Raw genomic sequence first — 16,223 nt, 5'->3', positions numbered from 1 at the left:
TCCAGACGAGGAGTTGGTCCCGCATGGCCGCCGAACTGACCGCGCAGGAGCTGATCGCAAGGCACCGGCCCACCCTGGACCAGGCGCTCGATGCGATCCGCACGCGCGCGTACTGGTCCCCGCACCCGGAGCACCCCAAGGCCTACGGTGAGGGCGGCAGCCTGGACGCGGCGGCGGGCAGGGCCGCCTTCGACGCCGTCCTCGGCACCCGCCTCGACCTCGGCCAGCCCGGCACCGACGACTGGGTGGGCGGCGAGGTATCGCCGTACGGCATCGACCTCGGCGTGACGTACCCCCACGCGGACCTCGACGTGCTGCTGCCCGCCATGAGCGCCGGCCTGCGGGCCTGGCGGGACGCGGGCGCCGAGACGCGCGCCATGGTGTGCCTGGAGATCCTCCGCCGCATCAGCGACCGCACGCACGAGTTCGCGCACGCGGTGATGCACACCTCCGGCCAGGCCTTCCTCATGGCGTTCCAGGCGGGCGGCCCGCACGCCCAGGACCGGGGCCTGGAGGCGGTGGCCTACGCCTACCAGGAGCAGGTGCGCACCCCGGACACCGCGCGGTGGACGAAGCCGCAGGGCAAGCGCGACCCGCTCGCCCTCGCCAAGCAGTTCACGCCCGTTCCGCGCGGCATCGCCCTCGTCATCGGCTGCAACACCTTCCCGACGTGGAACGGCTATCCGGGCCTGTTCGCCTCCCTGGCCACGGGCAACCCCGTCCTGGTCAAGCCGCACCCGCGCGCGGTGCTGCCGCTCGCGCTGACGGTGCGGACCGCCCGCGAGGTGCTCGCCGAGGCGGGCTTCGACCCGAACCTGGTGGCGCTGGCCGCCGAACGTCCCGGCGAGGGCATCGCGAAGACCCTGGCCACGCGCCCCGAGATCAGGATCATCGACTACACGGGATCGACGTCCTTCGGCGACTGGCTGGAGACCAACGCCCGCCAGGCGCAGGTCTACACGGAGAAGGCCGGCGTCAACACGGTGATCGTGGAGTCGACCGACGACTACAAGGGGATGCTGTCCAACCTGGCCTTCTCGCTGTCCCTGTACAGCGGCCAGATGTGCACCACCCCGCAGAACCTGCTCGTCCCCCGCGGCGGCATCCGCACCGACGAGGGCCCCAAGACCTTCGACGAGGTGGTGGCCGACCTCGCGAAGTCCGTCGCCGGGCTCCTCGGCGACGACGCCCGCGCGAACGCCCTGCTCGGCGCCATCGTCAACCCGGACGTCAAGGCCCGCCTGGACACCGCCGCCGACCTGGGCGAAGTCGCCCTCGCCTCCCGCGAGGTGACCAACCCCGACTTCCCGGGCGCGGTCGTGCGCACACCGGTGATCGTGAAGCTGGACGGCGCCAAGCCGGACGCCGAGACCGCCTACATGAGCGAGTGCTTCGGCCCGGTGTCCTTCGCCGTCGCCGTCGACTCGGCGGCGGACGCGGTGGAGCTGCTGCGCCGGACGATCCGCGAGAAGGGCGCGATGACCGTGGGCGCCTACACCACGGACGAGGAGGTCGAGCAGGCGGTGCAGGAGGTGTGCCTGGAGGAGGCCGCCCAGCTGTCGTTCAACCTCACCGGCGGGGTGTACGTCAACCAGACGGCCGCCTTCTCCGACTTCCACGGCTCGGGCGGCAACCCGGCGGCCAACGCGGCCCTGTGCGACGCCGCGTTCGTGGCCAACCGCTTCCGGGTGGTGGAGGTGCGCCGCAGCGCCCCACAGGCCGCCGCCGGGTAGCGCGGGAGCGGGCCGGCCGGGGCCGCTGCCCGTGCCCCCTCGGGGCTGCACGGGCGGAGACGGTGCACCGCGTGGCGGGGCGGGGCGTCGCCACGCGGCCCTCAGGGGACGCGGTGCGCCCCGGCCGTGGCGCTCCAGTGGTACAGCGTCATGGCCACGCTCGTCGCGAGGTTGTAGCTGGAGACCTGCGGACGCATCGGCAGCGCCAGCAGATGGTCCGTGCGGGCGCGGAGCCCGGCGGACAGGCCGCTGCGCTCCGAACCGAAGGCGAGCACGGCGTCGTCCGGCAGCTTCACCCCGCGGATGTCCTCGCCCTCCGGGTCGAGGGCGAACAGCGGGCCGGGCGGCAGCTCCTCGACCGACAGCCGCTCGACGGCGGTCGCGAAGTGCAGCCCCGCCCCGCCGCGCACCACCGCCGGGTGCCACGGGTCGAGGGTGCCGGTGGTGACCACGCCCGTCGCCCCGAAACCGGCGGCGAGCCGGACCACGGCCCCCGCGTTGCCGAGGTTGCGCGGCTGGTCGAGGACCACGACGGGAGCACCGCGGGGCCTGCGGGTCAGCGCCCGCAGCTGGGCGTCACGGGAGGGCCGGACGGCCAGGGCGGCCACGGCGGTGGGGTGCGGCCGGGGCACGACGGAGGTGTACGTCGCCCGGTCCACCTCCGTCAGCAGCGCCTCCAGCCGGTCCCGCACGTCCGGGGCCAGCTCGTCGGCCAGGGCGAGCGCCGCCCGCCGGTCGCTGGTGACCGCCACCGGGACGTCGGCGCCGAAGCGGACCGCGTGCTTGAGGGCGTGGAAGCCGTCGAGCAGCACGGCGGTGCCGGCGAGCCGGTGCCAGTCGGGCAGGGGGTCGGTCATGCCCCGAAGCCTACGTGGGCGGGCTCACCCGGCTCCGGGGAGCGCGGTCCCCCGGGCACCGCCCGCCCGCCGCGCCCGGGCAGGCGTCCTCGCACCCGTGCCGCCCGGTCGCCGAGCCGGCGCAGGAACGACGTCGGCAGGAACACCGCGTCCGTCGCGATCATCGCCAGCGAGAAGAACGGCAGTCCCAGCACCACCGCGATCACGGCGTGCTCGACCATCATGGCCGCCAGCAGGGCGTTCTTCACCCGCCGGTTGAAGAGCGTGAACGGGAAGGCGACCTGCACGATCACCGTCCCGTACGTCACCAGCATCACCAGCGTGCCGCTGGCGGACATCAGGTCGGCGAGTGCCGGCCAGGGCGAGAAGTAGTCGAGGTGCAGCGGGTAGTAGACGGCGGTCCCGTCCTGCCAGCGCGAACCCTGGATCTTGTACCACCCGGCCGCCGAGTAGATCAGACAGGCCTCAGCCATGATCACGAGCAGGGCCGCGTTGTGCACGGCGTTCGCGATCACGTCGAGCAGGATCCGCGGCTCCGGCGAGACCCCCGCACGCCGTTCGACGAGCCACCACAGGGCCTGCGACAGCCACACGCCCCACAGCAGGGCGGGGACCAGCCACTCGCCGTCGAGCCGTCCCGCCGCCGTCACCGCGACCAGGGCCGACCCGAGCACCGCCCACAGGGCGGGGCCGGCCCGGTCGGGCCGGTGTTCGCCGCGTGCGCGGGCCGCACGCCTCCGCGCGGCCCGCCGCGCGTCCAGCGACCACACCTGGCCGCAGCGCGTGAACACCAGGTAGAGCGCCATCAGGTGCAGCACGTTGTCGCCGCCGTCGCCCACGAAGACACTGCGGTTCTGCAGCGACAGCATGCCGACCATGAAGAGCACGGACGTCGTACGGGTGCGCCAGCCCAGCATCAGCAGCAGGCCGGACAGGGCGGCCAGCAGATAGACGGTCTCGAACCACAGTCCACCTCTGAACCACAGAAGCGCGGTGAAGGCGCCGTTGCCCGAGGTCAGCTGCCGGGCGAGATCCCAGCTCCACGGGCCGCCGGGCCCGTACAGCTCCTCGCGGTGGGGGAACTCGCGCAGCAGGAACAGCAGCCAGGTGGCCGGGAAGCCGATGCGTATCACGGCCGTCTGGTACGGGCCGAGGGCCGCTCCGGTGACCCGGCCCATGCCCTGCCAGAGGGACAGCGAGAGGCGGTTCACCGCGCTCCCCCCTCCGTCTCGTCCGTGGGCACCGGCCACCAGGGCAGCTGGTGGTAGGCGGGCGTGCTGGGCACCTTCTCCTCGCTCCACTCGGGCGGGGGCACGTTGGTGGTGCGGCTGCGGACCTGGACGCGTTCGACGGCGCCGCCCGGACCGGCCGCGTGCGCGTGGTCCAGGCGCAGCACGACGATGCGGCGCAGATACTGTTCCGCGAGCTCCCCCCGCGGGCCCGCCGGGCGGTCGCCGTCGGCGTGCGAGGCGGCGAAGAAGTCCCAGGCGCGGCGCAGCTCGTTCTGCTGGGTGTGGCTGGGCAGCGGGTTGCCCTCGATGGCCCGGCCGTCCTGGGCCGACAGGTCGTACCAGCCGGTGGTGCGGGTGCCGCCGTCCGGCGTCCGGACCTGGGCCCGCGCCTGCACGGCGATGTTCTGCTGGAGTGGGTTCGGCGCGAAGAGCTTCCAGTTCTGCTCGAACTCCGGGTAGATCCACTCGTCGACGGCCCTGCCGTGCTGCTTCGTCACCGTGTTCGACGGAGCGACGTGGAGGAACAGCATGCCGATGTGCACACAGGCGACGGCCGCGACGATGGCGAGCGCCAGTGCCGCTGCGGCCTGGTAGCGCGGGGAGAGCGCGGCGACACCGGTACGGGTCTCGGCCGGGGGGCCTGCGGGCCGGGCGACAGCGGGCCACGCCTGCTCGCGGCGAGGGCCGGGCACGGACGCACGGCCGGGGTCCGGCACGGAACCGGAGCGGAGCCCCGGCACGGGGTCGCGATCGGGGTCCGCCACCGCATCGGGGCGCCCGGGGTCCGGCACGGGCTCGCGGCCGAGGTCCGGCACGGAACCGGAGCGGAGCCCCGGCACGGGGTCGCGGTCGGGGTCCGGCACCGCGTCGGGGCGGCCGGGGTCCGGCACGGGCTCGCGGCCGTGGTCCGGCACGGAGTCAGCAGCGATCCCCGGCACGGACTCGCGGCGAGGGCCGGGGACGGACAGGCCGGGTAGCCGCCCGCGGCCGGCGGTCACCGGGCCCGCCGAAGCCGTCTCCCCGGCGCCGCGGGCAGCGGACGGCCCGCGTGCCGGCGCTTGCGGCCCGTCCGGGGCGTTCGATTCCTCGTCGTACGCGTCCATCCGCCCGTTTCCCCGATCCCCATCCGTCGTCCGCCCGTCCGGCGACCCGGTCAGAGGCCTGCCCGGTCACAGGGCCACCCGGCGCGGGGCCACCCGGCCGCGGATCGTCTCCCGCCGTGCGGCACCCCGCCCGGCGTTCCTCGTTCCGCTCGCCGTTCCCGGCACGGCGTCCGGCACCCGGCGTCCGCACACGGTACTCAGGCCCGCGCACCGGGCGCAGCCCCCGCCGCCCTGCCGGGGCGGCCCGGCCGCTCGCTGCTCCCGCCGTCCGTCCACAGGGTCGGCGGCCGGTTGTCCACAGCGGTTGACACCTTACGGCGTGGCGCTCCACCATTGATGACGACGGACCGAACGATCGGTCGGGAGACGGCAGGAAGTCGAGGTCGAGGGAGACCGCATGGCGACAGCAGCCGCGCACCGGACGACCCGCAGCGAGGCGTACGACGCCTCCGGCGGCGCCGACCACACCGATGCCCACCAGCAGGCGTTCGACGCGGCGGTGGCCGCCGACGAGCGCATCGAGCCACGCGACTGGATGCCGGACGCCTACCGCGCGACGCTGGTCCGGCAGATCGCCCAGCACGCCCACTCCGAGATCATCGGCATGCAGCCGGAGGCCAACTGGATCACCCGCGCGCCGTCCCTGCGCCGCAAGGCCATCCTCATGGCCAAGGTCCAGGACGAGGCGGGCCACGGCCTGTACCTGTACAGCGCGGCGGAGACCCTCGGCACCGGCCGTGACGAACTCCTCGACAAGCTGCACAGCGGCCGCCAGAAGTACTCCTCGATCTTCAACTACCCCACGCTGACCTGGGCGGACGTCGGCGCCATCGGATGGCTGGTGGACGGCGCCGCGATCACCAACCAGGTCCCGCTGTGCCGGTGCTCCTACGGTCCGTACGCGCGCGCGATGGTCCGCATCTGCAAGGAGGAGTCCTTCCACCAGCGCCAGGGGTACGAGCTGCTGCTGGCCCTGAGCCGCGGCACACCCGAGCAGCACGCGATGGCGCAGGACGCGGTGGACCGCTGGTGGTGGCCGTCGCTGATGATGTTCGGTCCGCCCGACGACGCCTCGCAGCACTCCGCGCAGTCCATGGCCTGGAAGATCAAGCGCCACTCCAACGACGAACTGCGCCAGCGCTTCGTGGACATCTGCGTCCCCCAGGCCGCGTCCCTCGGCCTCACCCTTCCCGACCCCGACCTCGAGTGGAACGAGGAGCGGGGGCACTACGACTTCGGCACCATCGACTGGACCGAGTTCTGGGAGGTCCTCAAGGGCAACGGGCCGTGCAACGAACAGCGCATCACCCAGCGAATGCGGGCCCACGACGAGGGCGCGTGGGTACGGGAGGCAGCCGCGGCGTACGCGGCCAAGCACGCCGGTGAGACGGGAGCGGAACGAGCATGACCAACACCGACTGGCCCCTGTGGGAGGTCTTCGTGCGCTCCCGGCGCGGCCTGTCCCACACCCATGCCGGCAGCCTGCACGCGCCGGACGCGGAACTGGCCCTGCGCAACGCGCGGGACCTGTACACCCGGCGCGGGGAGGGCGTGTCGATCTGGGTGGTGCCGTCCTCGGCGATCACCGCCTCCTCGCCGGACGAGAAGGACCCCTTCTTCGAACCGTCCGCCGACAAGCCCTACCGGCACCCGACCTTCTACGACATCCCGGAGGGGGTGAAGCACCTGTGACGACCACCGTCACCGCGACCGCCGCCCTCGCCCTGGGCGACGACGCCCTGGTGCTCTCCCACCGCCTCGGCGAATGGGCGGGCCACGCCCCCGTCCTGGAGGAGGAGGTCGCCCTCGCCAACATCGCGCTGGACCTGCTCGGCCAGGCCCGGGTCCTGCTCTCCATGGCCGGGGACGAGGACGAACTGGCGTATCTGCGCGAGGAGCGCGCCTTCCGCAATCTCCAGCTCGTGGAGCAGCCGAACGGCGACTTCGCGCACACGATCGCCCGCCAGCTGTACTTCTCCACCTACCAGCACCTGCTGTACGGCCGACTGGCCGACGGGGGCGGGGACTTCGCGCCACTGGCCGGCAAGGCGGTCAAGGAGGTCGCCTACCACCGCGACCACGCCGAGCAGTGGACGCTCCGGCTCGGCGACGGCACCGACATGAGCCACCAGCGGATGCAGCGGGCCTGCGCGGCGCTGTGGCGCTTCACGGGCGAGATGTTCGAGCCGGTGGAGGGCCTGGACGTCGACCGGGCGGAGCTGCGGGCCGCCTGGCTGACGTCCGTGGGCGACGTGCTGAGCCGGGCCACCCTGACGCTTCCCGAGGGTCCGCAGACCGGGGCCTGGTCGGCGGGCGCCGGCCGGCAGGGCGTGCACACCGAGCCGTTCGGCCGGATGCTCGCCGAGATGCAGCACCTGCACCGCAGCCACCCGGGGGCGTCATGGTGACCACGGCCACGACCCTGGAGACCGAGCTGCTGCGGCTCGCGGGCTCGGTGCCGGACCCGGAACTGCCCGTGCTCAGCCTCGCGGAGCTGGGCGTCCTGCGGGCCGTGCGCCTGCGCGCCGCGGACGCGGTCGAGGTGGACCTGACCCCGACGTACACCGGCTGCCCGGCCATCGAGGCGATGTCCCTCGACATCGAGCGGGTGCTGCGCGAGCACGGCATGCGGGAGGTCACCGTCCGCACGGTGCTGGCACCGGCCTGGTCCACCGACGACATCACGGCCGAAGGACGGCGCAAGCTCAGGGAGTTCGGCATAGCGCCCCCACGCGTCCAGGGCACCTCCGGGCCGGTCGCGCTGGAACTCGGCCCGACACGCACGCTCTCCGGGCGGCAGGGCGCCGCGGCCGAGCCGGACCCCGTCCACTGCCCCCACTGCGGTTCGGCCCGTACCGAGCTGCTCAGCCGGTTCTCCTCCACCGCCTGCAAGGCACTGCGGCGCTGCCTCACCTGCCGGGAACCGTTCGACCACTTCAAGGAGGTGTGATGGCCCGCTTCCACCCGCTGCCCGTGACCGCGGTCGACAGGCTCACCGACGATTCCGTCGCCCTGACCCTCGCGGTGCCGCCCGGACTGCGCGAGGAGTACCGGCACGCACCGGGCCAGCACCTGACCCTGCGGCGCGTGGCCGACGGAGTGGAGATACGGCGGACGTACTCGATCTGCTCCCCCGCGCCCGCCCCCGGCGGGGACGGACCGCGGACGCTGCGGGTCGGGGTCCGCCTGGTCGACGGCGGCGCCTTCTCCACGTACGCGCTGAAGGAGATCGACGTCGGCGACGAACTGGAGGTGATGACCCCCGCGGGCCGCTTCACGCTGGAACCCGCGCCGGGCCTGTATGCCGCCGTCGTCGGCGGCAGCGGTATCACGCCGGTGCTGTCGATCGCCTCCACGCTGCTGGCGCGGGAGCCCGCCGCCCGCTTCTGCCTGATACGCAGCGACAGGACGACCGCCTCGACGATGTTCCTGGAGGAGGTCGCCGACCTGAAGGACCGTCACCCCGAGCGGCTCCAGGTCGTGACGGTGCTCTCCCGCGAGGAGCAGCAGGCCGGGTTGCCGTCCGGGCGGCTCGACCAGGCGCGCCTGACGGAGCTGCTTCCCGCGCTGCTCCCGGTGGCAGAGGTGGCCGGCTGGTTCCTGTGCGGGCCGTACGGGCTGGTGGGGCAGGCCGAACGGGCCCTGCGAGGACTCGGGGTGACCAAGCCCAGGATCCACCAGGAGATCTTCCACGTGGACGGCGGCACGGCACTCGCCCCGGCGTCCACGGCCCCGGCGAACAGCACGGTGACCGTCCGGCTCGACGGCCGCGGCGGAACCTGGCCGGTCCAGGACGGCGAGACCCTGCTCGAGACGGTCCTGCGCAACCGGCCGGACGCGCCCTACGCCTGCAAGGGCGGCGTCTGCGGTACCTGCCGGGCCTTCCTGGTGTCGGGCGAGGTGCGCATGGACCGCAACTTCGCACTGGAGCCGGAGGAGACGGAGGCGGGGTACGTGCTCGCCTGCCAGTCGCATCCGAGGACGGAGTCGGTGGAACTCGACTTCGACCGCTGACATTCCCTGATCAGGGTGGCCCGGCCATTCGGGGCCGGGCCACCCGAGGCGGGGCGGGGCCACTCGGCCCCGAGCCCGAATGCGGCCGGGGCCCCGGCGACCGGGAGCGGGAAGCGACCTTCCTCACATCGTCAGAGGACGTGGCCCGGCTTGCCCTCATCGGTCACGACGGGGCGGCCCGAGGCGGCCCAGACCTGCATGCCGCCGTCGACGTTCACCGCGTCGACGCCCTGCTGGGCCAGGTACATCGCGACCTGGGCGGAGCGCCCGCCGGAGCGGCAGATCACATGGACCCGCCCGTCCCGCGGCGCGGCCTCGGTCAGCTCTCCGTACCGGGCGACGAACTCACTGATGGGGATGTGCAGCGCCCCTTCGGCGTGACCCGCCTGCCACTCGTCGTCCTCACGGACGTCCAGCAGGAAGTCGCCGTCCTTGAGGTCCGTGACCTGGACCGTGGGCACACCAGCTCCAAAATGCATGCGTCCGACGCTACCCGACCCGGCCGCCCGTCGGCCTCGCTCCGGGCGACGCCGCGGCCGGGGACGCGGGGCCGGCCGTGTCAGCCCTGCGCCAGCAGCGCCGCCAGCTCGGCCTCCCGCCGGGCCACGTCGTCGCGCAACTGCTCGCCGATCTCGTCGAGGAGGCGGTCGGGGTCGTCGGGGGCCATCCGGAGCATCGACGCGATGGCGCTCTCCTCCAGCTCCCGCGCCACCATGGTGAGCAGTTCCTTGCGCTCGGAGAGCCACTCGAGGCGGGCGTAGAGCTCCTCGCTGCGGCTCGGACGCTGCTCCGCCGGCTTCGGCCCGGCCGCCCACTCCCCGGCCAGCTCGCGCAGCTCCCCCGCGTCCCCACGGGCGTACGCGGCATTGACCCGGGTGACGAAATCCTCACGCCGCTTGCGCTCGTCCTCCTCCTGCACCAGGTCGGGGTGGGCCTTGCGGACCAGGTCCCGGTAGAGCCTGCGCGCCTCCTCGCTCGGACGAACCCGCTGCGGGGGTCGCACGGGCTGCTCCGTGAGCATCGCGGCGGCCTCCGGGAACAGTCCGTCCCCGTCCATCCAGCCGTGGAGCAGTTCCTCGACGGCGGGGATCGGCATCAGCCGTGCCCGGGCCTCCTCCGCTCTGCGCAGGTCCTCCGGGTCACCGGTGCGGGCGGCCCGTACCTCGGCTATCTGCGCGTCCAGCTCCTCGAGCCGGGCGTAGAGGGGGCCCAGCTTCTGCTGGTGCAGCCGGGAGAAGTTCTCGACCTCCACACGGAAGGTCTCCACCGCGATCTCGTACTCGATGAGCGCCTGCTCGGCGGCCCGTACGGCCCGTTCGAGCCGCTCCTCGGGCCGCGCCGCACCGTCCTCGGACGTCGCCCGAGCGGCACCGGCGACGCCATCCTGCTCAGCTTCCGGGGTCGTCACCCGACCAGCCTAGGCCACTGAGCCGGTGCTCCCCGCTCCCACCGCGACCGAGGCGCCGCCGACACCGGAGCGCCCCCTCGGTCCCGGCGCCCTCGGATCCGCGCCCTCAGCCCTTCCTCAGGCACCCACAGGCCTCCTCACACGCCCCTCTCCGCCGCGATGCGGCCCGTGCGTACCGCCGTCACCAGCGCGGCGTGGTCGGCCTCCGTGCGGTCGGCGTAGGCCACGGCGAACGCGGCGACGGCCTCGTCCAGTTCCTCGTTCTTGCCGCAGTAGCCGGCGATCACCCGGGGGTCCGCGCTGTGGGAGTGGGCACGGGCCAGGAGGGCGCCCGTCATCCGTCCGTAGTCGTCCATCTGGTCGGCGGCGAGCGCGGCCGGGTCGACGCTGCCCTTGCGGTTGCGGAACTGCCGTACCTGGTAGGGCCGTCCGTCGACCGTCGTCCACCCCAGCAGGATGTCGCTCACCACCTGCATGCGCTGCTGCCCGAGGACCACGCGCCGGCCCTCGTGCGCGACCTCGGGCACCTCCAGCCCGGCGGCCATCAGATGCGGCACCAGCGCCGAGGGCCGTGCCTCCTTCACCTGCAGCACCAGCGGTTCGCCGCGGTGGTCCAGCAGCAGCACCACGTAGGACCGCGTGCCCACGCTGCCGGTGCCGACGACCCGGAACGCGACGTCGTGCACCGCGTGACGGGCCAACAGCGGCAGACGGTCCTCGGACAGCGTGTTCAGGTAGTGCTCCAGTGACGCCGCCACCGCCGCGGCCTCCGCGTCCGGTACCCGTCGCAGCACCGGCGGGGCGTCGACGAAGCGGCGCCCGCCGTCCTCGGTGGCCTCCGTCGACTTGGCGGCGAAGCGTCCGCTGGTGTTGGCCCGCGCCTTCTGCGAGACCCGCTCCAGTGTGCCGAGCAGGTCGTGGGCGTCGGTGTGGGAGACGAGTTCCTCGTCCGCGATGGCGTTCCACGCGTCCAGGACCGGCAGCTTCGCCAGCAGCCGCATGGTGCGCCGGTAGGCACCCACCGCGTCGCGGGCCGCCTCCCGACAGCCGTCCTCGTCGCAGCCGGCCTCCCGGCCGGCGAGCACGAGCGAGGCGGCGAGCCGCTTGAGGTCCCACTCCCACGGACCGGGCACCGTCTCGTCGAAGTCGTTGAGGTCGATGACCAGGCCGCCGCGGGCGTCGCCGTACAGACCGAAGTTGGCCGCGTGGGCGTCGCCGCATATCTGGGCACTGATCCGGGTGATGGGCGTGCGGGCCAGATCGTGGGCCATCAGGCCCGCCGAACCCCGCAGGAAGGCGAAGGGTGTCGCGGCCATGCGCCCCACCCGGATCGGCGTCAGATCGGGTAGGCGGCCCGCGTTGGACTCCTCGACCGCCGTGACCGCGTCCGGGCGCGAGGCGTCGGGGCCGAACTCGGCGTGCGCCCGGCGCGGCACCCGGCGCCGCAGCGCCTTCCCCTCTTCCTTGGGCGTCCCTTCGGCGGGCCACTCGGCGAAGCCCCGCACCCGGGGCAACCGGCACCGGTCCGTCTGTGTGCTTTCCCACCTGCCCGAGCCCGGCTCCGCGCCCGACCCGGACCGCGCGGCCGCCTCCGCGCCCGCCTTCCCGACCTGCTCCGGCACCACAACCGGCACCGCCTCCACCGCGACCTCGGTCACCACGACCGCCTCCCCCGTGCACGCACGAACATCGACGCGAGGCGACCGTACCGCCGACGGCTCGCGGACGTCAGGGCCCTGTGGACAACCCCGCGCAGGGCACACGGCCGACGCCCGCCGCGCCGACCGGCACCGCCGGCCGCGGGCCGTCCCCCGAGCCGGCCGGCCCCTTCCCCACCGCGCCACCCCCGGGCCACACCTGTGATGAGCGTCACCTGAGGTCAGTGTCACACGGACAAACGAAAGCCCCGTAGGTCCGAGACCTACGGGGCTTCCAGCTGTGCGCGAGGGGGGAGTTGAACCCCCACGCCCTTGCGGGCACTGGAACCTGAATCCAGCGCGTCTGCCTATTCCGCCACCCGCGCATTGGGTGTGTCTTCCGATTCCGGCCCCGTTTTCCCGGGGCGGCGCCTTCCGACATGCAGAACATTAGCACGTCCCGGAGGGTGGATTCACATCCCTTCCCCGGGTGCGGCCCGAGGCCCGGGGAGGGCCGGCCCGCCCGTCGGCACCGACCTGACCTGCACAGCAGCACGGTCCTGGCCCGCACACCGGCGCCGCTCCGGGCCGCGATCCGGCTCCGTCCGCCCCCGCCGGCCCCGCGCGGAAGGTCACACGCCGCACGCCCCGAAGTCACCACCCCGCGCCCGTCGGGCCCCGCCTCCCGAACCCCGTCGGGCAGGAACTTCCGGGCCTCCCGCCTCGTATCAAGGAGTGCCGGTTCACGTATCAACCTCGTACCGGTCCCGCCTCCCGCCCCGGGAGCGGACGGGGCGCACAGCCGGGTGCGGGACACTGGTCTGCGGCCGCCTCTACGATCCTGGGCAGAAGTACGCGTAGGACTGCTTCCCGAGGGGTTGGGAGAGGGGCTTCGCGGGGAACCTCGGAGGCAGCTCCGCGGACGCCTCGGGACGCGGCACCGCGCACCGCCTGGAAAGCCGTCGACACCTGTCGGCGGGGCCGACAGGGGGAACCAGCCGATTGACCGGCGCGTGGATACGATCAGTAAGCAGTACCAGGTAAGCAGTACGCAGCAGCACAACGGCAGGATCCGCAACACCGGCAGGGCCCGGCACGACGGAAACGACGGAGGAGGTGCCCCATGGGAGTCCTGAAGAAGTTCGAGCAGCGTCTCGAAGGTCTGGTCAACGGCACCTTCGCCAAGGTCTTCAAGTCCGAGGTCCAGCCCGTGGAGATCGCGGGAGCGCTGCAGCGCGAATGCGACAACAACGCGACGATCTGGAACCGCGACCGCACGGTCGTCCCCAACGACTTCGTGGTGGAGCTCAGCGCGCCGGACTACGAGCGCCTGAGCCCCTACTCCGGCCAGCTCGGCGACGAGCTCGCCGGCATGGTGCGCGACTACGCCAAGCAGCAGCGCTACACCTTCATGGGATCGATCAAGGTCCACCTGGAGAAGGCGGACGACCTCGACACCGGGCTGTACCGGGTGCGCAGCCGTACGCTCGCCTCCTCCTCCAGCCAGCAGGCCCCCTCCTCCGCCCCGCCCGGGCGGCCGGGCCACGGCGCCCCGGGCGGCTACGGCTACCCGCCGGCCGCCGGGGCCCCCGGAGCGCCGCCCATGCCGTCCGCGCCACCGCCCGGCTCGCGCCCCGGCGGCTACGGCTACCCGCAGCCCGCCGCGCAGCGGCCCGCGGCCGCCCCGGTGGCCGGCGGGCGGACCCGCCACTGGATCGAGATCAACGGCACCCGCCACCAGATCTCCCGTCCTACGCTGGTGCTGGGCCGCAGCACCGACGCCGACGTGCGGATCGACGATCCCGGCGTCTCCCGCCGGCACTGTGAGATCCGGACCGGAACGCCCTCGACGATCCAGGATCTCGGGTCCACCAACGGCATCGTGGTGGACGGGCAGCACACCACCCGCGCTACGCTCCGCGACGGCTCGCGGATCGTCGTGGGCAGCACCACCGTTATCTATAGGCAAGCCGAAGGGTGAAGCGGGGGCAATGTCAGAGCTGACCCTCACGGTCATGCGGCTGGGTTTCCTGGCCGTACTGTGGCTGTTCGTGATCGTGGCCGTGCAGGTCATCCGGAGCGACCTGTTCGGTACGCGTGTCACCCAGCGGGGGGCCCGCCGGGAGGCCGGACGGCCGCAGCAGGCCGCACGTCAGGCCGCGCCTCCGCAGCAGCGCGGTCAGCAGGGCGGCGGCCGTCAGCGCCGCAACGCCCCCACCAAGCTCGTGGTGACCGAGGGCACCCTCACCGGCACCACCGTCGCGCTGCAGGGCCAGACCATCAGCCTGGGCCGTGCGCACGACTCGACGATCGTGCTGGACGACGACTACGCCTCCAGCCGCCATGCCAGGATCTACCCGGACCGCGACGGCCAGTGGATCGTCGAGGACCTCGGATCCACCAACGGCACGTACCTGGACCGGTCCCGGCTGACGACTCCCACACCGATCCCGCTGGGCGCGCCGATCCGCATCGGCAAGACCGTCATCGAGCTGCGGAAGTAGTGCTACATCATGAGTGAGCGCGAGCGGAGCGAGCACGCAGTGGCAGCCGGCACCCCGGGCCCCGGCGCGCTCCCGACCGGAGGGTGGGCAGTGTGGCTCGACACGATCGGCTGTACCCCGAGCCGACGGGCGAGGTGCGCATGAGTCTGTCACTGCGCTTCGCCGCCGGATCGCACAAGGGCATGATCCGCGAGGGCAACGAGGACTCCGGTTACGCCGGTCCGCGCCTGCTCGCGATCGCCGACGGCATGGGCGGCCAGGCCGCCGGCGAGGTGGCCTCCTCGGAGGTGATCTCCACCATCGTGCCCCTGGACGACGACATCCCGGGCTCCGACGTGCTCACCTCGCTCGGCGCGGCCGTGCGGCGTGCCAACGACCAGCTGCGCTCGATGGTCGAGGAGGACCCCCAGCTCGAGGGCATGGGCACCACGCTCACCGCCCTGCTGTGGACCGGGCAGCGGCTCGGCCTCGTGCACGTCGGCGACTCGCGCGCCTACCTGCTGCGCGACGGCGTGCTGACGCAGATCACCCAGGACCACACCTGGGTGCAGCGCCTGGTGGACGAGGGCCGCATCACCGAGGAGGAGGCCACCACCCACCCGCAGCGCGCCCTCCTCATGCGGGCCCTCGGCAGCGGCGACCACGTCGAGCCCGACCTGTCGATCCGCGAGGTCCGCGCCGGCGACCGCTACCTGATCTGCTCCGACGGCCTGAGCGGTGTCGTCTCCCACCAGACGATGGAGGAGACCCTCGCCAGTTACCAGGGCCCCGAGGAGACCGTGCAGGAGCTCATCCAGCTCGCGCTGCGCGGCGGCGGCCCGGACAACATCACCGTCATCGTCGCCGACGTCCTCGACCTCGACACCGGGGACACCCTCGCCGGCCAGCTGTCCGACACCCCGGTGGTGGTGGGCGCGGTCGCCGAGAACCAGAGCCACCTGCAGGACAACGGCATCATGCAGACCCCGGCCGGCCGCGCCGCCGGCCTCGGCCGGCAGGCGCCCGGACAGGGCGGCGGGGGCGGCGAGTTCGGCCCGCCCGGCTCCGGCGACACCACGGGCTACGTCCCGGCGGCGGGCTTCGGCGGCTACGGCGACGAGGACTTCGTCAAGCCGGGCAAGAGCCGCAGGTGGCTGAAGCGGTCCTTCTACACCGTGCTCGCCCTCGGCATCATCGGCGGCGGCCTGTACGGCGGTTACCGCTGGACGCAGACGCAGTACTACGTCGGCACCAACGACGAGCACGTCGCGCTGTACCGGGGCATCAGCCAGGACCTGGCCTGGGTCAAGCTGTCGAAGGTCGAGAAGGACCACCCCGAGATCGAACTCAAGTACCTGCCGCCCTACCAGCAGAAGCAGATCAAGTCGACGATCGCGGCGGGTGGTCTGGCGGCCGCCCAGAAGAAGATCGACGAGCTGTCGGTGCAGGCCTCGGCGTGCCGGAAGGAGTCGGAGGTCCGCACCGTCGGGAGCGAGAACGCCAAGACGGCCCAGGGCGTGGCCGCGAAGCCGGCCCGGGGTGTGGCCGGCACCGCGGGAACCACCCGCGTCTCCCTCACGTCCAAGGCGACACCCACGCCGAACCCGTCGGCGTCGAAGTCACCGGAGTCCCCGTCCACGTCCCCGTCCGCGACCGCGCCCACTCCCAGCCCCGGCCCCACTCTCTCGGAGGAAGAGCAGAAGGTCGTCTCGCTGTGCGGTAAGCAGTAGGCAAGCCGTGAGAGGCCCTGTCACAC

Annotated in this window: 15 protein-coding genes and 1 tRNA gene; 9 read left to right on the top strand and 7 right to left on the bottom strand. The window is 73.2% G+C overall.

Annotation, left to right across the window (positions count from 1 at the left end; genetic code table 11):
• Positions 1 to 23: 23 nt before the first annotated feature.
• A complete protein-coding gene (gene paaN / locus ACWDNY_RS04895; RefSeq protein WP_451644281.1) occupies positions 24 to 1,733 on the top strand; it encodes a phenylacetic acid degradation protein PaaN in 1,710 nt (569 codons plus the stop codon).
• 101 nt (positions 1,734 to 1,834) lie between these two features.
• Here the strand turns inward: paaN and ACWDNY_RS04890 are convergent, their stop codons facing one another.
• The 3 genes from ACWDNY_RS04890 to ACWDNY_RS04880 are packed head-to-tail and all read right to left on the bottom strand — an operon-like array spanning position 1,835 to position 4,925.
• Positions 1,835 to 2,590 (bottom strand): TrmH family RNA methyltransferase, encoded by a 756-nt coding sequence (locus tag ACWDNY_RS04890; protein ID WP_451644280.1) that lies wholly within the window; start codon positions 2,588 to 2,590, stop codon positions 1,835 to 1,837.
• Entirely contained in the window at positions 2,587 to 3,801 is a 1,215-nt protein-coding gene (locus ACWDNY_RS04885; protein ID WP_451644279.1) for an HTTM domain-containing protein, read from the bottom strand. Before ACWDNY_RS04885 ends, ACWDNY_RS04890 begins: the two co-directional genes overlap by 4 nt.
• Positions 3,798 to 4,925 carry a DUF5819 family protein gene (locus ACWDNY_RS04880; RefSeq protein WP_451644278.1) on the bottom strand — a complete coding sequence of 376 codons (1,128 nt, stop codon included), beginning with the start codon at positions 4,923 to 4,925 and terminating at the stop codon, positions 3,798 to 3,800. The genes ACWDNY_RS04885 and ACWDNY_RS04880 overlap by 4 nt, the downstream gene beginning before the upstream one ends.
• 397 nt (positions 4,926 to 5,322) lie before the next feature.
• On the opposite strand from ACWDNY_RS04880, the gene paaA reads away from it, so the two are divergent.
• Genes paaA through ACWDNY_RS04855 form a run of 5 tightly spaced genes read left to right on the top strand, consistent with a single transcriptional unit; the run spans position 5,323 to position 8,939 of the window.
• Complete coding sequence (gene paaA / locus ACWDNY_RS04875; RefSeq protein ID WP_451644277.1) at positions 5,323 to 6,333, top strand: 1,2-phenylacetyl-CoA epoxidase subunit PaaA; 1,011 nt, start codon at positions 5,323 to 5,325, stop codon at positions 6,331 to 6,333.
• A complete protein-coding gene (paaB, locus tag ACWDNY_RS04870; protein ID WP_443240505.1) occupies positions 6,330 to 6,617 on the top strand; it encodes a 1,2-phenylacetyl-CoA epoxidase subunit PaaB in 288 nt (95 codons plus the stop codon). The genes paaA and paaB overlap by 4 nt, the downstream gene beginning before the upstream one ends.
• Positions 6,614 to 7,333 (top strand): 1,2-phenylacetyl-CoA epoxidase subunit PaaC, encoded by a 720-nt coding sequence (gene paaC / locus ACWDNY_RS04865; RefSeq protein ID WP_451644276.1) that lies wholly within the window; start codon positions 6,614 to 6,616, stop codon positions 7,331 to 7,333. The genes paaB and paaC overlap by 4 nt, the downstream gene beginning before the upstream one ends.
• On the top strand, positions 7,330 to 7,875 hold the full coding sequence (gene paaD, locus ACWDNY_RS04860; protein WP_451644311.1) for a 1,2-phenylacetyl-CoA epoxidase subunit PaaD: 546 nt from the start codon (positions 7,330 to 7,332) through the stop codon (positions 7,873 to 7,875). The genes paaC and paaD overlap by 4 nt, the downstream gene beginning before the upstream one ends.
• On the top strand, positions 7,875 to 8,939 hold the full coding sequence (locus ACWDNY_RS04855) for a 2Fe-2S iron-sulfur cluster-binding protein (protein WP_451644275.1): 1,065 nt from the start codon (positions 7,875 to 7,877) through the stop codon (positions 8,937 to 8,939). The genes paaD and ACWDNY_RS04855 overlap by 1 nt, the downstream gene beginning before the upstream one ends.
• Before the next feature lie 131 nt (positions 8,940 to 9,070).
• Here ACWDNY_RS04855 and ACWDNY_RS04850 read toward each other — a convergent pair whose 3' ends face one another.
• From ACWDNY_RS04850 to ACWDNY_RS04835, 4 genes are all read right to left on the bottom strand, one after another.
• The gene (locus tag ACWDNY_RS04850; protein WP_451644310.1) at positions 9,071 to 9,400 is read right to left on the bottom strand and encodes a rhodanese-like domain-containing protein; all 330 of its coding nucleotides are present in this window, start codon (positions 9,398 to 9,400) and stop codon (positions 9,071 to 9,073) included.
• Between the two features lie 98 nt (positions 9,401 to 9,498).
• A complete protein-coding gene (locus ACWDNY_RS04845; RefSeq protein ID WP_451644274.1) occupies positions 9,499 to 10,347 on the bottom strand; it encodes a hypothetical protein in 849 nt (282 codons plus the stop codon).
• 137 nt (positions 10,348 to 10,484) lie between these two features.
• The gene (locus tag ACWDNY_RS04840; RefSeq protein WP_451644273.1) at positions 10,485 to 12,008 is read right to left on the bottom strand and encodes a DUF2252 domain-containing protein; all 1,524 of its coding nucleotides are present in this window, start codon (positions 12,006 to 12,008) and stop codon (positions 10,485 to 10,487) included.
• 278 nt (positions 12,009 to 12,286) lie between these two features.
• Positions 12,287 to 12,370 (bottom strand) — tRNA-Leu (locus tag ACWDNY_RS04835).
• Between the two features lie 737 nt (positions 12,371 to 13,107).
• On the opposite strand from ACWDNY_RS04835, the gene ACWDNY_RS04830 reads away from it, so the two are divergent.
• The 3 genes from ACWDNY_RS04830 to ACWDNY_RS04820 all read left to right on the top strand — a co-directional run bounded on the left by ACWDNY_RS04830 (position 13,108) and on the right by ACWDNY_RS04820 (position 16,197).
• Entirely contained in the window at positions 13,108 to 13,965 is an 858-nt protein-coding gene (locus ACWDNY_RS04830) for an FhaA domain-containing protein (RefSeq protein ID WP_451644272.1), read from the top strand.
• A gap of 10 nt (positions 13,966 to 13,975) precedes the next feature.
• Positions 13,976 to 14,488, top strand: coding sequence for an FHA domain-containing protein FhaB/FipA (locus ACWDNY_RS04825; protein ID WP_451644271.1), 513 nt, complete (start codon positions 13,976 to 13,978; stop codon positions 14,486 to 14,488).
• 140 nt (positions 14,489 to 14,628) lie between these two features.
• Positions 14,629 to 16,197 carry a Stp1/IreP family PP2C-type Ser/Thr phosphatase gene (locus tag ACWDNY_RS04820; protein WP_451644270.1) on the top strand — a complete coding sequence of 523 codons (1,569 nt, stop codon included), beginning with the start codon at positions 14,629 to 14,631 and terminating at the stop codon, positions 16,195 to 16,197.
• Positions 16,198 to 16,223: the final 26 nt, after the last annotated feature.

The organism is Streptomyces sp. NPDC003697, assembly GCF_053587115.1.
This window is presented reverse-complemented; position numbering and strand designations above follow the sequence as displayed.

Coding starts and splice junctions, on each gene's coding strand:
- paaN (WP_451644281.1), top strand. CDS start 24: ATGGCCGCCGAACTGACCGCGCAGGAGCTGATCGCAAGGCACCGGCCC.
- ACWDNY_RS04890 (WP_451644280.1), bottom strand. CDS start 2,590: ATGACCGACCCCCTGCCCGACTGGCACCGGCTCGCCGGCACCGCCGTG.
- ACWDNY_RS04880 (WP_451644278.1), bottom strand. CDS start 4,925: ATGGACGCGTACGACGAGGAATCGAACGCCCCGGACGGGCCGCAAGCG.
- paaA (WP_451644277.1), top strand. CDS start 5,323: ATGGCGACAGCAGCCGCGCACCGGACGACCCGCAGCGAGGCGTACGAC.
- paaB (WP_443240505.1), top strand. CDS start 6,330: ATGACCAACACCGACTGGCCCCTGTGGGAGGTCTTCGTGCGCTCCCGG.
- ACWDNY_RS04855 (WP_451644275.1), top strand. CDS start 7,875: ATGGCCCGCTTCCACCCGCTGCCCGTGACCGCGGTCGACAGGCTCACC.
- ACWDNY_RS04830 (WP_451644272.1), top strand. CDS start 13,108: ATGGGAGTCCTGAAGAAGTTCGAGCAGCGTCTCGAAGGTCTGGTCAAC.
- ACWDNY_RS04825 (WP_451644271.1), top strand. CDS start 13,976: ATGTCAGAGCTGACCCTCACGGTCATGCGGCTGGGTTTCCTGGCCGTA.
- ACWDNY_RS04820 (WP_451644270.1), top strand. CDS start 14,629: ATGAGTCTGTCACTGCGCTTCGCCGCCGGATCGCACAAGGGCATGATC.